This window comes from Phenylobacterium aquaticum (assembly GCF_947378715.1).
Classification (GTDB): domain Bacteria; phylum Pseudomonadota; class Alphaproteobacteria; order Caulobacterales; family Caulobacteraceae; genus Phenylobacterium; species Phenylobacterium aquaticum_A.
Genome location: NZ_CANCLE010000098.1, coordinates 1 through 14,929, shown reverse-complemented (window position 1 = coordinate 14,929; position 14,929 = coordinate 1). Strand labels below are relative to the sequence as shown.

Here is a 14,929-nt window from a genome sequence, read left to right as displayed (position 1 = left end):
TTCTCGATCTCAAACCTCGGCATGTTCGGGATCAAGGCCTTCTCCTCGATCATCAATGAGCCGCAGGGGGCGATCCTGTCGGTGGGCGCGGGCGAACAGCGGCCGGTGGTCAAGAACGGCCAGCTGGCCGTGGCCACGGTGATGACCGTGACCCTGACCTGCGATCACCGGGTCGTCGACGGGGCGGTCGGCGCGCGCTGGCTCGCAGCCTTCAAGGCCCTGATCGAAGACCCCATCACGATGATCGTCTGAGGAGCCCCGCCATGGATTTCGACGTCGTCATCATCGGTTCGGGCCCTGGCGGCTATGTGACCGCCATCCGCGCCAGCCAGCTGGGCCTGAAGGTCGCCATTGTGGAGCGCGAGCTCCTGGGCGGCATCTGTCTGAACTGGGGCTGCATTCCCACCAAGGCCCTGCTCAAGTCCGGCGAGGTCTATGAGCAGCTGGGCCACCTGGCCGACTATGGGCTGAAGGTCGAGAAGGCCAGCTTCGATTTCCCGGGCGTGGTGGCGCGCTCGCGCAAGGTCGCCGCCCAACTGAATTCCGGCGTCGCCTTCCTGATGAAGAAGCACAAGATCGAGGTGATCGAGGGGGCGGCGAAGCTGGAGAAGGGCTCGCCCGCGCCCAAGGTCGTCGTCGCGCTGAAGGCCGGCGGATCGCGGACGGTCCAGGCCAAGCATGTGATCGTGGCCACCGGCGCCCGCGCGCGCACCATCCCCGCCATTGGCCTGGAGCCGGACGGCGAGCGGGTCTGGACCTACCGCGAGGCCCTGACCGCCAAGGCCTGCCCGAAATCCCTGATCGTGATCGGCTCAGGCGCCATCGGCATCGAGTTCGCCAGCTTCTATCGGGCCCTGGGCGCCGACGTGACCGTGATCGAGGCCCTGCCGCGCATCCTGCCGGTCGAGGACGAGGAGGTCTCCAAGGCCGCCCACAAGGCCTATGAGAAACGCGGCCTGAAGTTCCGGGTCGGGGCCAGCGTCAAGCAGCTCTCCAAGCTCAAGGCTGGCGTCTCGGTGGTGATCGAGGCCGGCGGCAAGACCGAGACCCTCGACGCCGAGGTCGCCATCGTCGCGGTCGGCATCGTTGGCAATATCGAGAACCTGGGGCTTGAAGCCCTCGGCGCGAAAATCGACCGCACCCACGTGGTCACCGACGCCCACGGCGCCACCGGCGTGGCCGGGCTCTACGCGATCGGCGACGTGGCCGGCGCGCCCTGGCTGGCCCACAAGGCCAGCCACGAAGGCGTCCACTGCATCGAGCACATCGCCGGCCTGCCGGCCTCGAACCTCAACTCCCCGATCCCCGGCTGCACCTATTCGACGCCCCAGATCGCCTCGGTCGGCCTGACCGAGGCCCAGGCCAAGGAGAAGGGGCTGTCGGTCAAGGTCGGGCGCTTCCCCTTCAAGGTGAACGGCAAGGCCATCGCCTCGGGCGAGACCGAGGGTTTCGTGAAGACGGTGTTCGACGCCAGGACCGGGGCCCTGATCGGGGCTCACATGATTGGTGCGGAAGTCACGGAAATGATCCAGGGATTCACCCTCGCGATCACCTTGGAATCCACCGAGGCGGAGCTGCAGGCCACGGTGTTCCCGCACCCCACGATGAGCGAGGCCATGCACGAGGCCGCCCTCGACGCCTACGGCCTGGTCCTGCACATCTAGCTGGCGGCGGCCCGGAGCCTGACCGGCACGGACTTGTAGGCCGGGGTGCCGCTGCGCTGGTCATGGTCGTCCAGCACCACCAGGCCGTTGGTCTCGGGGTAGTAGGCAGCCAGGCAGCCGCGCGGCAGGTCGCGGGCTATGGCCGTGAATCGCCGAACCACCCGCTCGCCGCTGGCGTCGAAAGCAGCTGTCAGGTCGATGGCGTCGCCGTCCTTGAGGCCGCGCGCCGCCAGATCGTCCGCGTGCGCGAAGACCACGTCGCGGCGGCCGAACACCCCGCGATAGCGGTCGTTCTGGCCATAGATGGTGGTGTTGTACTGGTCGTGGCTGCGCAGGGTGGTGAGCAGCAGCACCTGCGGGTCGCCCTGGCGCGGATCGCCGGCCGTGGCCGCGAAGCTCAGGAAGTGGGCCTTGCCGCTGGGGGTGGTCCACACCCGGTCCGACGGCGCGACCGGCAGGCGGAACCCGCCCGGGACCCGGATCTTGGCGTTGTAGTCGGCGAACAGCTTGGGCAGGACGGCGGCGATCAATTCGCGGATCTGGTCGTAGTCGCCGGCCAGAGCGTCCCAGTCGACCGGGTCGGTCGCGCCGAACGCCGCCTTGCCGATGCCGGCGACGATGGCGATCTCCGACTTCAGATGAGGCGAGGCTGGCGAGTTCAGACCCCGGGAGGCGTGGACCATGGACATGGAGTCCTCGACAGTCACGGCCTGTTTGCCGCTCGCCTGATGGTCCATCTCGGTGCGGCCCAGGCAGGGCAGCAGCAGGCTGGCCTTGCCGGTCAGGAGGTGGGTGCGGTTGAGCTTGGTGGCGATGTGGACGCAGAGGTCCAGTCGGCGCAGGGCCGCGAAGGTGCGCAAGGGGTCCGGCGCCGCGACCGCGAAATTGCCGCCCAGGCCGATGAACAGGCGGGCGTCGCCGCGTTCCATGGCGGCGATGGCCTCGACCACCGTATGGCCGTGCTCACGCGGCGAGCGGAAGTTGAACACCCCATCCATACCGGCCAGGAAGGCCTCGGTGGGCTTTTCCCAGACCCCGACGGTGCGGTCGCCCTGGACATTGGAATGGCCGCGCAGGGGGCAGATGCCGGCGCCGGCCCGGCCGATATTGCCGCGCAGCAGCAGGAGATTGACCAGCTGTTGCACCGTGGAGGAGGCGTTGCGGTGCTGGGTAAGGCCCATGCCGTAGCAGAGGATCACCGCCTTGGCCTCGGCATAGGTCCGGGCGGCCTCCTCGATCAGCGCGCGGGCGAGGCCGGAGGCGCGCTCAAGGTCGCCCCAATCCTGGGCGGAGAGATCGGCCGCCAGGGCGTCGAAGCCCAGGGTGTGTTCGGCGATGAAGTCATGGTCGAGCACGGGCGGCCGGCCGGCGGCCGCGGCCTCGATATCCCAGGCGATCAGGGCCTTCATCATGCCCTGGACCAGGGCCGCGTCGCCGCCGAGGGTGGGCTGATAGTAGCGCGAGGCGATCTCGGTCGAGCCGAGAGTCGCCATCTCCACCGGGTCCTGCGGCGAGGCGAAGCGCTCAAGCGCGCGCTCCTTCAGCGGGTTGAACACCAGTATGCCGGCCCCGCGCCGGGCGACCTCGCGCAGGGTGGCCATCATGCGCGGGTGGTTGGTGCCGGGATTGTGCCCGAAGCTGAGGATCAGGTCGGCGTGATCGAAGTCCTCCAGGGTGACGGAGCCTTTGCCGAGGCCGATGGAGTCCGGCAGGCCGACGCTGGTCGGCTCGTGGCACATGTTGGAGCAGTCGGGGAAATTGTTGGTCCCGAATCGTCGGCCCAACAGCTGGTAGAGGAAGGCCGCCTCGTTGGAGGCGCGACCCGAGGCGTAGAACTCCGCCTGGTTGGGATGGTCCAGGGCCCGCAGGGCGACGCCGACCTGGGCGAAGGCGTCGTCCCAGCTGATCGGCAGATAGCGGTCGGAGGTGAGATCGTAGGCCATGGGTTCGGTCAGCCGGCCGGTATCCTCCAGCGCGTGGTCGCTCCAGGTCCGCAACTCGGTGACGGTATGGGCGGCGAACAGCGCCGGCGTAGCGCGCTTGGAGGTCGCCTCCCAGGCCACGGCCTTGGCGCCATTCTCGCAGAACTCGAAGGACGAGGTGTGCTTGGGGTCCGGCCAGGCGCAGCCGGGGCAGTCGAAGCCGTCGGGCTGGTTGGCGTGCAGCAGGGTCATGGCCCCCTCGACCACGGTGTGCTGGTCCTGCAGGGCCTGGCCCACGGCCTTCAGCGCCCCCCAGCCGCCGGCCGGGCCGCCATAGTTTCGGATGCCGCGCTTAGACATGGGCGTGGTCCTCCGCCATCAGGCGTTCGGCGCAGCTGAACACCGCGTGGCCATCGGCGCGGGCCAGGGCGATCAGGGTGACGCCGGCCTCCTCGGCCTTGCGAATGGCGAGGTCGGTGGGGGCGGAGACGGCGACGATCATCGGGCAGCCGATGCGGGCGGTCTTCTCGACCATCTCGAAGGAGCAGCGGCTGGTCACCACGACGAAGCCGTGGGAGGCGTCGACGCCGCCGCGCAGCAGGGCGCCGGCCAGCTTGTCCAGCGCATTGTGGCGACCGACATCCTCGCGGGCCAGGAGCAGGGTCCCGCTGGCGTCCGCGAAGGCGGCGGCATGGGTGGCCCGGGTCAGGCGGCCCAGGGTCTGCAGTTCGCCGATGGCCGAGGTGGCGCGATGCACCGCCTCATGGCGGAAGCTCCGGTCCGAGATCACCCGGGGCAGGGGGCGGACCGCGTCGGCCAGGCGCTGCACGCCGCACAGGCCACAGCTGGAGCGACCCTCCAGGCCGCGCGGCCGGGCGCGACGACCGCGCGCGGCTGGCGACAGGGTGAGGTCGATCAGCACCCCCTCGGCGGTGCGGCGCTCCGTGACGTCGAGGATGTCGTCCCGGCCGGCCAGGCCTTCGGTGACCGCGAAGCCGATCGCCAGCTCCTGCAGATCGGCCGGGGTGGCCATCAGCACGGTGTGGGGGCGGCCGTCAAAGGACAGGCCGACCGCCTCCTCGCGCGGGGTGATTCGCTCGATGCGCCGGGCTTCGCCGCCGGGACGCCATTCGAGGCCTGTGCGAGGTTGGGTAACCGGGCCTTGGTCCATCACGCGTCCTTGCCACCAGGATCGGGAACAAGCCCCATCCTAGCTCAGAGCCTGGCGCGCGGCAGATGGAATTCCGCGTCAGGCGGCGCGGCGGCCCTCGGCCTCGGCCATGCGCTGGATGGCGACATAGTCGGTCTTGCCGGTGCCCAGCACCGGGATCTCCGGCACCTTGATGATCTTGCGCGGCACGGCCAGCTCGGGGGCGCCGATCGACTGGGCGTGGGCGACCAGGGAACCCGACTCGGCGTCGCGGCGATCGGTGACCAGCACCAGCCGCTCGCCCTTCTTGGTGTCCGGCATGGCGATCACCGCGTGGCGGCTGTCGGGCCAGACGGCCAGCGCCAGATCCTCGGCGGCGGTCAGCGACACCATCTCGCCGCCGACCTTGGCGAAGCGCTTCACCCGGCCGAGGATGGTGATCCAGTGGTCCTTGGTGACATCGACCACGTCGCCGGTGTCGTGCCAGCCGTCGGCCAGGGTCTCGATCGAGCCGTCGGGCCGCAGATAGCCGGCCATGACATTGGGGCCGCGCACATAGAGGCGTCCGCCGCCGGGAATGCCCTCAACGGATTCCAGCCGCGTCTCCATGCCGGGCAGGAGGCCGCCGACCGTGCCGCGACGATTGTCATTGGGCTTGTTGACCGCGATCACCGGGGCGGCCTCGGTGGCGCCATAGCCTTCCAGCACCGGCACATCGCCGAACTTCTCGCGGATCAGGTTGTGGGTCTCTTCACGAACCTTTTCAGCGCCGCAGACGATGAACTTCAGGCCCGAAAGCTCGTCGCCTGCCGAGGCGCGGGCGTACTGGTTCACGAAGGTGTCGGTGGCCAGGAGGATCGAGGCCTTGGTGTCCTTCAACAGCGCCGGAATGATCTTGATGTGCAGGGGCGAGGGATATTCGAACGCCTTCATGCCGGTCAGGATCGGCAGCAACACCCCGCCGGTCAGGCCGAAGCAGTGGAAGGTCGGCAGCGGATTGAACATCACCCAGTCGGGATCAAGGTCGATGTGGGCGGCGATCTGGTTGACGTTGGCGACCAGGTTCTCCTGGGTCAGCACCACGCCCTTTGGCACGCCGAAACTGCCGGAGGTGAACAGGATGACGCCGGGATCGGAGGGCTTGGTCTTGGCGACGAAGGGGCCCGGCATGGCGGCGGCGGTGGCGGCGAACAGCTTGTCGGCCAGGCCGACGGACTCGCGAACGTCCTCCAGATAGACAACCTTCGACACCGTCTCCAGCGCGTCGATCAGGTCGTGCAACTGGCCCTGCTCGATGAACTTCTGGGCGGTGAGCACATGGGTCACCCCCGCCAGCTCACAGGCGCCCTTCAGGTTCCGGATGCCGGCCGTGAAGTTCAGCATGGTCGGCACGCGACCAAAGGCGTGCAGGGCGAAGAAGGTGACCACGGCGGCCGAGCTGGCCGGCAGCATGACGCCGACCCGTTCGCCCTTCTTGGTGAAACCCGCGATCTTGCGGCCCAGGGCGAAGGCGGCGCGGATCAGGTCGGTATAGCTGAGCGGATTGCGGTCCTGATCCTCGAGGATCAGCTTCTTGGCGCCGTACCTGGCGCGGGCGTCCAGCAGGGCGGAGAACAGCGACTTGGCGTTCTCACGCGGATCATATTCACGCGACACAGGCGAAAACCTCCCCGACCGTTTCGCCGGTATTGTTGGAGGCTGAGCCTAGCCTCCGCCTTCGTCATTGAAAAGACACGTTACAATCCGTGACCCGCGTTCAGTGATCCTTGGGCCGGTCCTCTTCCAAGGCCTCTGAATTATCTGGCGAATTGGTGGCTGCCCGGGGCATGGCCACCGCGCGGCTGGCGTCGACCTTGTCGGCGATGAAGGCGGTGACCGCCGCGAACCAGGGCGCGCGCCAGGTCTCGGATTCCAGGTGCAGGTCTGGCCGGGCGCCGGGAATGGCGAGCGGAGAACAGTGGCGCAGGGCCTTGCACAGGGCCGTGGTCTGGGCGTCCGCGCCGCCGGCCGTGATCACCAGCACCGGGACCGGAATCCTGCCGGCGTCGGTCTGCGCCTGGCGGCTGGCCGCCTGATGAGCCCCGCGCCAGCCCAGACTGGGCTCGGACATCCGCAGGTCTGGATTGGCGGTCTGCCAGGCCTTGGCCAGGGCGCCGCGCCACAGATCGTGGGTGCGGCCGCGTTCGCGCTCGTCAGGCTGGCTACGGCTCCAGGGCCGCCAACCGGCATTGGGCAGGCGTCCCAGCAGGGGGATGCGCCCGGCCCAGGCCTGGGCGGTGTCCTGGCTGACGGCCCGGGTGGCGAGGTTGGGGGACGAGGCGATCACCCCGTCGACCCTCAGGCCGGTCTCGGCGGCGCGAAGCGCCACCACCGCGCCGTCGGCATGACCCAGCAGGATCAGCGGCGTGCCTGGCTGCGGGCGGATCACCACCTTCACCAGCCCCTTCAGGGTGGCGACGTCGGGGTCGAAACTGGGCGCGTAGCCGAGATCGCGGGGCAGGGTGTAGCGGGCCGAGCCGCCCTGGCCGGCGCGATCCAGCACCCAGACCGTGTAGCCACGGCGGGTGAGGGCGCCGACGGTCTCGAACCAGACCTCGGCGCTTTCGCCATAGCCGGGCAGGATGACCACGGTGGCGCGCGGCGCCCGCCAGGTGGTGGCCACGCCATAGCGCTGGATGGGCCGGCCGCCGGTCTGGACGAAGCCCCAGGTCCAGCCCTCCGGCGCGAAGAAACGCGGCCCGATGGCCGGCGGCGTACGGCTTTCGGCGAAGGGGCCCAGCAGTTCGCCACGGCCGCAGGCCGCGAGCATGAGCAGGAGCAGAGCGGCGATCAGGGCGCGGGCCATCGCCGTTGTTTGAGCCAGTTTCGGGCCTGCGACGCAACAGCACTCAATCGCGGCTTGATCGAAAGGCCATGAACGCCGATCTAGGGGCCATGGCGACGGTCATCGACACCCTCACCGGCGCGCGTCCGCGCCACCCTGAAAAGCAGGCCCGGCCGGATACGCCGGTGCTGCGCAAGCCCGAGTGGCTGCGCGTGCGCGCGCCAGGCTCGGAGGGCTACAACGCCACCCGCGCCATCGTGAAGGAACACGGCCTCACGACCGTGTGCGAGGAGGCGGCCTGCCCGAACATCGGGGAATGCTGGACCCAGAGCCACGCCACGATGATGATCATGGGCGAGGTCTGCACCCGGGCCTGCGCCTTCTGCAATGTGGCGACCGGCAAGCCCGACGCCCTCGACCCCACTGAACCCCAGCGCGTCGCCGACGCCGTGGCGAAGATGGGGCTGAAGCATGTGGTCATCACCTCGGTCGACCGCGACGACCTGGCGGATGGCGGCGCGGCCCATTTCGCGGCCGTGGTCCTGGCGATCCGCGCCGCGACCCCGGACACGACGATCGAGATCCTGACCCCGGACTTCCTGAGGAAGCCGGCCTCGGCGGCCGAGGCGGTGATCGACGCCCGCCCCGATGTGTTCAACCACAATCTGGAAACCGTGCCCCGGCTCTATCTGACGATCCGTCCCGGCGCCCGCTACTACCATTCCCTGCGCCTGCTCGAGCGGGTGAAGGAGCGCGACCCCACCCGCTTCACCAAGTCCGGCCTGATGGTCGGCCTGGGCGAGGCCAAGGAGGAGGTCATGCAGGTGATGGACGACATGCGTTCGGCCGGCGTCGATTTCCTGACCATCGGTCAGTATCTGCAGCCGACCCGCAAGCACGCCGCCGTCGACCGCTTCGTGCATCCGGACGAGTTCAAGGCCTATGAGGAAATCGCCCGCGCCAAGGGCTTCCTGATGGTCTCGGCCAGTCCCCTGACCCGCTCCTCGCACCATGCGGGCGAGGACTTCGCCAGGCTCAAGGCGGCCAGGCTGGCCAAGGACGCGGCGCGCTAGACGTTGCGCCACCACGTCACCCGCATTCAGCCCTACACGCCCGACCAGCTGTTCGCCCTGGTCGGCGACATTGAGTCCTATCCGAAATTCGTGCCCTGGCTGACCGGCATGCGGACCTGGAACCATCGGACCGACTCCGAAGGGGTGAGCTGGGCCGACGCTGAGGCCAAGGTCGGGTTCTCATTCCTGCGCGAGCGGTTCTCGACCCGGGTGCGCCGCGACCCCAGCGCCCGGGTCATCGATGTCGGCCTGTTGTCCGGGCCCTTCACCAACCTCAAGAACCGCTGGGCGTTCTTCGAGACCCCGGCCGGAACCCGGGTGGAATTCGATATCGAGTTCAGCTTCAAGACCCGGCTGCTGGAAGGGCTCCTGTCGCGCAACTTCGAGGCGGCGGTCGGCAAGCTGATGGCCTGCTTCGACGCCCGGGCCGTTGAGCTCTACGGGCCCGGAGCTTAGGGAACCAGCCGGTCCAGCATGGCCTGCAGGGCGACCTGCACGGCGGCCAGCTGGATCTCCGAACGGGTCTCCAGCTGGAAGAATTCCTGGCGATGCATCAGGCCATGATTGGTCCGCGCCGTGGCGATGTGGACCGTGCCGACGGGCTTCATCCGCGTGCCGCCGCCGGGGCCGGCCACCCCGGTGATGGCCACGGCCAGGTGGGCGTTGGAGTTCTCAAGCGCGCCCTCGGCCATCATCCGCGCCACCGGCTCGGAGACCGCGCCCAGGTCGGCGATCAGGTCGCCGGGCACGCCCAGCAGCTCCTGCTTGGCGCGATTGGTGTAGGTGACAAAGCCGCGCTCGAACACGTCGGAGGCGCCGGAGATCGAGCAGATGGCGCCGGCCACCAGGCCGCCGGTGCAGCTCTCCGCCGTGACGATCCGCAGGGAGCGCTGTCGCGCCTCGTCGATCAGCAGTCGCGCCAGGGTCTCAATCTCGAGATTAAACATGCGGGCGACTCCGGTCAGCGAGGAAGGACGGGGACCACAGCATCGCCGGCCCCCCGGTTACAAGTGCGAACCGCAAGTACGCGGTCAGGCGGGCATCTCCACGGCGCAGACCGCCTGGGCCAACAGGCCCTCCTGGCGGCCGGTGAAGCCCATGCCCTCGGTGGTCGTGGCCTTGACGCTGACGCGGGCCAGGGGGAGCGCCAGCAGCTCGGCCAGCCGGGCGCGCATGGCGTCGCGGTGCGGGCGAATGCGCGGGCGTTCGCAGATCAGGGTCACGTCGACATTGAGGATGCGTCCGCCGCGCGCCGTCACCCGCTGGGCGGCGTGCAGCAGGAAGCGGTCGGAGGCGGCCCCCTTCCATTGCGGATCGGTCGGGGGGAAATGCTCGCCGATGTCGCCGTCGCCGATCGCGCCCAGTATGGCGTCGGTCAGGGCGTGCAGGCCGGCGTCAGCGTCGGAATGGCCGATCAGGGTCTGGTCGTGGTCGATCTTGACTCCACAGAGCCAGACGGCCTCGCCGGGTCCCCAACGATGGGCGTCGACCCCCTGGCCGATGCAGGTGACACGGGCTGCGCCCGCCAGCCGCTCGGCCATGGCGAAGTCCTCCGGATAGGTCAGCTTCATCAGCATCGGGTCGCCGGGGCTGAGGGCCACCCGGCCGCCGGCCCGTTCCACCACCGCGGCGTCGTCGGTCGGTTCGGCGTCCCCGGGCCAGGCGGCATAGGCCCGGGTCAGGGTGGCGCGACGAAAGGCCTGGGGGGTCTGGGCGCGCCACAGGCCCTCGCGGGATATGGTCTCGCTGACCATGGCCTGGCCGCGCTTGAGGGTGTCGGCGACCGGCAGGGCGAGTATCGCGCCGTCCGCCGCGTCGAGGGCCGTCAGCAGGGCGGCGACGTGGGCGGCCGTCACGAAGGGGCGGGCGGCGTCGTGGATCAGCACCGGGGTTTGCCCGTCAGCGGCCAGGGCGGCGAGGCCGGCCTGCACCGAAAGCGCGCGGGTGGCGCCGCCTTCGACGGCGCGCCAGCCGACGAGCCCGGCCAGAGCGTCGCCGGCTGCTGCAATGCGGTCGGCGGCGGTCACCACGACGACCTCGGCAGCGCCGGCGGCGAGGAAGGTCTCGACCGACCATCGCAGGATCGGACGGCCCGCCAGGGTGCGCCAGGGTTTCGGTTCGCCCGGTCCGGCGCGGGTGCTGGAGCCGGCGGCGACGATGACGACGGAGAAGCTCATGTCCGGCCTGTTTAGGGCGACCTCCGGGCTTGTCCAGCGCCGGCGTTCGGATTGGGGAGTCTGCGGGCTTTACGGCGCCGCACAAAGTGCCTAAAAAGGGGGCGATGGGGATGACTAGAAAATGAGCAATACGCTCGCAGTCGGGGTAGTCGAAGTACTGGGTCGGGCGTGGATTGCGCCCATGACCGGTGTTTCCGACCTGCCGTTTCGCCGGGCCGCCAGTCGGTTGGGCGCCGCCTATGTGGCGACCGAGATGGTGGCTTGCGCGGAATTCTCCCGTGGCCGGCCCGACGTCGTGCGCCGGGCTGCGGTGGGCGAGGGCCTGCCGCTGATGGTCGTCCAGCTGGTCGGCCGCGATCCGACGCATATGGCTGAGGGGGCCCGCCTGGCCGCCCGGGCCGGCGCCCAGATCATCGACCTGAATTTCGGTTGTCCGGCCAAGGAAGTCACCGGTGGCGCCATGGCCGGCTCGGCCCTGATGCGCGAGCCGGATCTGGCCGAGGCCCTGGTCGCCGCCGCCGTCGACGCGGTCGATGTGCCGGTGACGGTGAAGATGCGGCTGGGCTGGGATGAGGCGTCGAAGAACGCGCCGGACATCGCCGCCCGCGCCGTGGCCCGGGGCGCCCGCGCCATCACCGTCCACGGCCGCACCCGCAGCCAGTTCTACAAGGGCGTCGCCGACTGGAGCGCCGTGCGCGCGGTCAAGGACGCGGTGCCCGTGCCGGTGATCGTCAATGGCGATATCGTGGACACCGACAGCGCGCGCCTAGCGCTTGAGCAATCGGGCGCCGACGCGGTTATGGTCGGGCGCGGCGTCTATGGCCGCCCCTGGATCGCCGCCCAGATCGAGGCGGGCCTGGCTGGCCTGGAATTTGCGGAACCCGACGCGGAGGCCCGGCTGGCCATCGCTTTGGATCACTTCCGCGACAGCCTGAACTTCTACGGCGATCGCCTGGGCCTGCGGATCTTCCGCAAGCACCTGGCCGCCTATGTCGATAACGCGCCTTGGCCCATGCAGGCCGAGGCCAGGCGGAGCGCCAGGCAAGCGCTATGCCGTGAGGAGGAAGCCACCCGGGTCGAGCATGGCCTGATCGCGCTCTGGCGCGATCCTGAGAAGAGGTTGGCGGCATGACGGGGCGCACTTTGACCGCGCAAGGCGGTCTGAATCTGGAGGCCCTCAAGGCGGCCGCCTTCGAGCTATCGCCTGAGCCGGCCCTGGTGGTCAGCCGCGACGGCGCTCTGGTGGCGGTGAACGAGGCGGCCGAGCGGCTGTTTGGCCAGGGGCTCGGGCTCCTGAGCCGTGGGCGGTTCCAGGCGGCTTTGCCGCCCGGCTCGGCCCTGGTCTCCCTGTTGAACCGGGCGCTGGTGGAAGATGCTCCGGTGCGCGAGCGCGGGGTGGAGATCTCGCTGTTTGGCCACCCGTCCTTCGAGGCCGACGGGGCTGCGGCGCCGGTGGGCGACGGGGCGGTGCTGCTGACCCTGCATGTGCGCGGCGGCGCCTTTGGCGTCGAGCGCGGCGGTGGCGTTGAGGCTGCGGGCCTGCGCACCATCGTGGGCCTTGGCCGCATGCTGGCCCATGAGATCAAGAACCCGCTGGCCGGAATTCGTGGCGCAGCCCAGCTGCTCAAGGTCGGCGCCAAGGCCGAGGACGGCCCTCTGGCCCAGCTGATCGTCGACGAGACCGATCGCGTCCGCCGGCTGGTCGACCGCATGGAGGCCTTCTCCGACGACGCCCTGCCGGACTGCGTGCCGGTCAATATCCACCAGGTGCTCGACCGCGTCCGGGCGCTGGCCGCCAATGGCGTGGCCGACGGCCTGGGCCTGAAGGAACATTACGACCCGTCCCTGCCGCCGACCTATGGCGATGAGGACCAGCTGATCCAGATCTTCCTGAACCTCGTGAAGAACGCCGCCGAGGCGGCCCATTCCCGGGGTGACGGTCGCGGCGAGATCACCATCCGCACCGCCTTCCGCCATGGGGTGCGGGTGCGCGCCTCCAAGGGGCAGGCCCTGCGCGGCGCGCCGCTGGAAGTCCGGATCACCGACAATGGCCCGGGCGTTCCGGCCCACCTGCGGGAGAGCCTGTTCCAACCCTTCGTCACCACCAAGGCCAATGGCGCGGGCCTGGGCCTGGCCCTGGTCTCCAAGCTGGTCGCCGCCCATGGCGGGCTCATTGATTTCGACTCCGAGCCGGGTCGCACGACGTTCCGTGTGCTCCTGCCCATCGCTACCGAAGAGGACTTGTCGGCATGAATGCGATCGCCAACGCCAATAAGAAAATCCTGATCGCCGACGATGACAGCTCCATCCGTCTGGTGCTCAGCCAGGCCTTCACGCGCCTGGGCTATCAGGTCCGCGCGACCGGCAACGCCACCACCCTCTTGAAGTGGGTGTCGGACGGGGAAGGGGACCTGGTCGTCACCGATGTGATGATGCCGGACGAGAACGTCTTCGACGTGCTGCCCCGGATCCGCAAGGAGCGGCCCAAGCTGCCGGTCATCGTGATGAGCGCCCAGAACACCCTGCTGACCGCGGTCAGCGCGGCGGAGGTCGGCGCTTTCGACTATGTGTCCAAGCCCTTCGATCTTGATGACATGACGGCCCTGGCTAGGCGCGCCCTGGCGCGGCCCGCCGATTCCGAGGCCTCCAAGGCCCAGGCCCGTGCGGTGCGCGATGAGCGCCTGCCGCTGATCGGCCGCTCGGGGCCGATGCAGGACGTCTATCGCACCATCGCCCGCCTGGTCGGGGCCGACCTGACCGTGCTGATCCTGGGCGAATCCGGCACCGGCAAGGAGCTGGTGGCCCGCGCCCTGCACGACATGGGACGTCGCAAGGACGGCAAGTTCGTGGTCATCAACCTGGCCGCCGTGCCGCGCGAGCGGGTCGAGGCCGAGCTGTTTGGCCGTGACGACGGCGATGTCGGCAAGCTGGTCGAGGCTGATGGCGGCACCCTGTTCCTGGACGAGATCGGCGACATGCCGCTCGACGCCCAGACCCGCCTGCTGCGGGTCATCGACGGCTCCGAGGCGGCGCTGAATCCCAAGACCGGCCGCCGACCCAATGTGCGGATCATCGCCGCCACCAATCGCGACCTGCGCGGCCTGATCCAGCAGGGGCTGTTCCGCGAGGACCTGTTCTTCCGCCTGAACGTCGCGCCCCTGCGCCTGCCGCCGCTGCGGGATCGGGTCGAGGATATTCCGGACCTGGCCCGCGCCTTCCTGCTGCGCGCCAACCGCGAGGGCCTGCCGGCCAAGACCATCGATTCCGGCGCTCTGGAGCGGCTGAAGCTGCACTTCTGGCCGGGCAATGTGCGCGAGCTGGAGAACCTGATCCGCCGGATCTGCGCCCTCTACGCCGAGGAGCTGATCAGCGCCCGCATCGTGGAGCGGGAGCTGGCCGATCAGCAGCCGGTCACGCCCGGCCAGGAGGGCCCGGTCACCCTGGCCACTTTGGTGGAGCGCCATCTGGGCGGCTATTTCGCCGAACAGCCGGACGGTCTGCCGCCGGTCGGTCTCTATGACCGGGTGCTGGAGGAGGTGGAGCGCCCGCTGATCCAGCTGACCCTCTCGGCCACCCGCGGCAACCAGGTGCGCGCCGCCGAAATCCTCGGCCTGAACCGCAACACCCTGCGCAAGAAGATCCAGGACCTCGGCGTGGAGATGAGCCGCGGCCGCCGCTAGGAGCGCTCCGAAAAAGTGACGCTTTTGCGCAACAGACTGTTGAGTTTGGGGCACAGTTCCGCCTAGGGTGCCCGGGCATGGCGTCCCTGGGTCACGATGTAGAGGCTCGGTCGACGCGCGCCGCTCAGGTGTGGCGCGCGTTGCAATCGCGCTATGTGCTCGGCGGCGGCTATGCCCTGGCGGCCCTGCTGACCGGCGTGGCCATCCTGTTGGCCGCCGCGCCGCCGGAGACCGGACCCCTGGCGCCGGCCAGCCGCAATATCCTGGTGATCCTGGGGTTCAACCTCGTCCTGATCCTGGCCCTGGCCGGCATGGTGGGCTTGAGGCTGCTGGCCCTGCTCGACGCCCAGTCCAGCGACGCGGGCGCCCGCCTGCATCTGAGGTTTGTGACCCTGTTCGCGCTCGCCGCCGTGGCCCCGGCCGTGGTCGTGGCCCTGTT

At 69.5% G+C, this 14,929-nt stretch carries 13 protein-coding genes and 1 pseudogene; 8 read left to right on the top strand and 6 right to left on the bottom strand.

What is annotated here, in order from left to right; all coding sequences use genetic code 11:
* Together Q7P21_RS13300 and lpdA are read left to right on the top strand one after the other, a co-directional pair.
* Positions 1-252, top strand: a 252-nt coding sequence (locus tag Q7P21_RS13300; RefSeq protein ID WP_304177441.1) for a 2-oxo acid dehydrogenase subunit E2, incomplete at its 5' end; no start/stop codon positions are given.
* Between the two features lie 11 nt (positions 253-263).
* Positions 264-1,664, top strand: a complete 1,401-nt coding sequence (gene lpdA, locus Q7P21_RS13295) for a dihydrolipoyl dehydrogenase (RefSeq protein ID WP_304177439.1) — start codon at positions 264-266, stop codon at positions 1,662-1,664.
* On the opposite strand, the gene Q7P21_RS13290 is transcribed toward lpdA, so the two are convergent.
* The 4 genes from Q7P21_RS13290 to Q7P21_RS13275 form a co-directional block, all read right to left on the bottom strand.
* Entirely contained in the window at positions 1,661-3,946 is a 2,286-nt protein-coding gene (locus Q7P21_RS13290) for an FdhF/YdeP family oxidoreductase (RefSeq protein WP_304177437.1), read from the bottom strand. The two genes, lpdA and Q7P21_RS13290, sit on opposite strands and share 4 nt — an antisense overlap.
* Positions 3,939-4,757: a formate dehydrogenase accessory sulfurtransferase FdhD gene (gene fdhD / locus Q7P21_RS13285; RefSeq protein ID WP_304165414.1), complete on the bottom strand. Its 819-nt coding sequence runs from the start codon at positions 4,755-4,757 to the stop codon at positions 3,939-3,941. Before fdhD ends, Q7P21_RS13290 begins: the two co-directional genes overlap by 8 nt.
* 78 nt (positions 4,758-4,835) lie before the next feature.
* A complete protein-coding gene (locus Q7P21_RS13280; protein WP_304165417.1) occupies positions 4,836-6,392 on the bottom strand; it encodes an AMP-binding protein in 1,557 nt (518 codons plus the stop codon).
* A gap of 100 nt (positions 6,393-6,492) precedes the next feature.
* Positions 6,493-7,581, bottom strand: a complete 1,089-nt coding sequence (locus tag Q7P21_RS13275; RefSeq protein WP_304177435.1) for an alpha/beta fold hydrolase — start codon at positions 7,579-7,581, stop codon at positions 6,493-6,495.
* Between the two features lie 89 nt (positions 7,582-7,670).
* Between Q7P21_RS13275 and lipA the strand changes: the two genes are divergently transcribed.
* A complete protein-coding gene (gene lipA, locus Q7P21_RS13270; RefSeq protein WP_304165494.1) occupies positions 7,671-8,633 on the top strand; it encodes a lipoyl synthase in 963 nt (320 codons plus the stop codon).
* Between the two features lie 3 nt (positions 8,634-8,636).
* Positions 8,637-9,089, top strand: a complete 453-nt coding sequence (locus Q7P21_RS13265; RefSeq protein ID WP_304177434.1) for a type II toxin-antitoxin system RatA family toxin — start codon at positions 8,637-8,639, stop codon at positions 9,087-9,089.
* Here the strand turns inward: Q7P21_RS13265 and Q7P21_RS13260 are convergent.
* Both Q7P21_RS13260 and Q7P21_RS13255 read right to left on the bottom strand, forming a co-directional pair.
* Entirely contained in the window at positions 9,086-9,580 is a 495-nt protein-coding gene (locus Q7P21_RS13260; RefSeq protein WP_304165426.1) for a CinA family protein, read from the bottom strand. The two genes, Q7P21_RS13265 and Q7P21_RS13260, sit on opposite strands and share 4 nt — an antisense overlap.
* An 84-nt stretch (positions 9,581-9,664) precedes the next feature.
* The gene (locus Q7P21_RS13255; RefSeq protein ID WP_304177432.1) at positions 9,665-10,810 is read right to left on the bottom strand and encodes a bifunctional 2-C-methyl-D-erythritol 4-phosphate cytidylyltransferase/2-C-methyl-D-erythritol 2,4-cyclodiphosphate synthase; all 1,146 of its coding nucleotides are present in this window, start codon (positions 10,808-10,810) and stop codon (positions 9,665-9,667) included.
* A 121-nt stretch (positions 10,811-10,931) separates the two neighbouring features.
* Between Q7P21_RS13255 and dusB the strand changes: the two genes are divergently transcribed.
* From dusB to Q7P21_RS13235, 4 genes and pseudogenes are all read left to right on the top strand, one after another.
* Positions 10,932-11,942 (top strand): tRNA dihydrouridine synthase DusB, encoded by a 1,011-nt coding sequence (dusB, locus tag Q7P21_RS13250; RefSeq protein WP_304177430.1) that lies wholly within the window; start codon positions 10,932-10,934, stop codon positions 11,940-11,942.
* Positions 11,939-13,063 carry a nitrogen regulation protein NR(II) gene (locus tag Q7P21_RS13245; RefSeq protein WP_304165433.1) on the top strand — a complete coding sequence of 375 codons (1,125 nt, stop codon included), beginning with the start codon at positions 11,939-11,941 and terminating at the stop codon, positions 13,061-13,063. The genes dusB and Q7P21_RS13245 overlap by 4 nt, the downstream gene beginning before the upstream one ends.
* Complete coding sequence (locus tag Q7P21_RS13240) at positions 13,060-14,490, top strand: sigma 54-interacting transcriptional regulator (RefSeq protein ID WP_304165437.1); 1,431 nt, start codon at positions 13,060-13,062, stop codon at positions 14,488-14,490. Before Q7P21_RS13245 ends, Q7P21_RS13240 begins: the two co-directional genes overlap by 4 nt.
* 77 nt (positions 14,491-14,567) lie before the next feature.
* A pseudogene (locus tag Q7P21_RS13235) lies at positions 14,568-14,929 on the top strand (PAS domain-containing sensor histidine kinase); the annotation flags it as partial.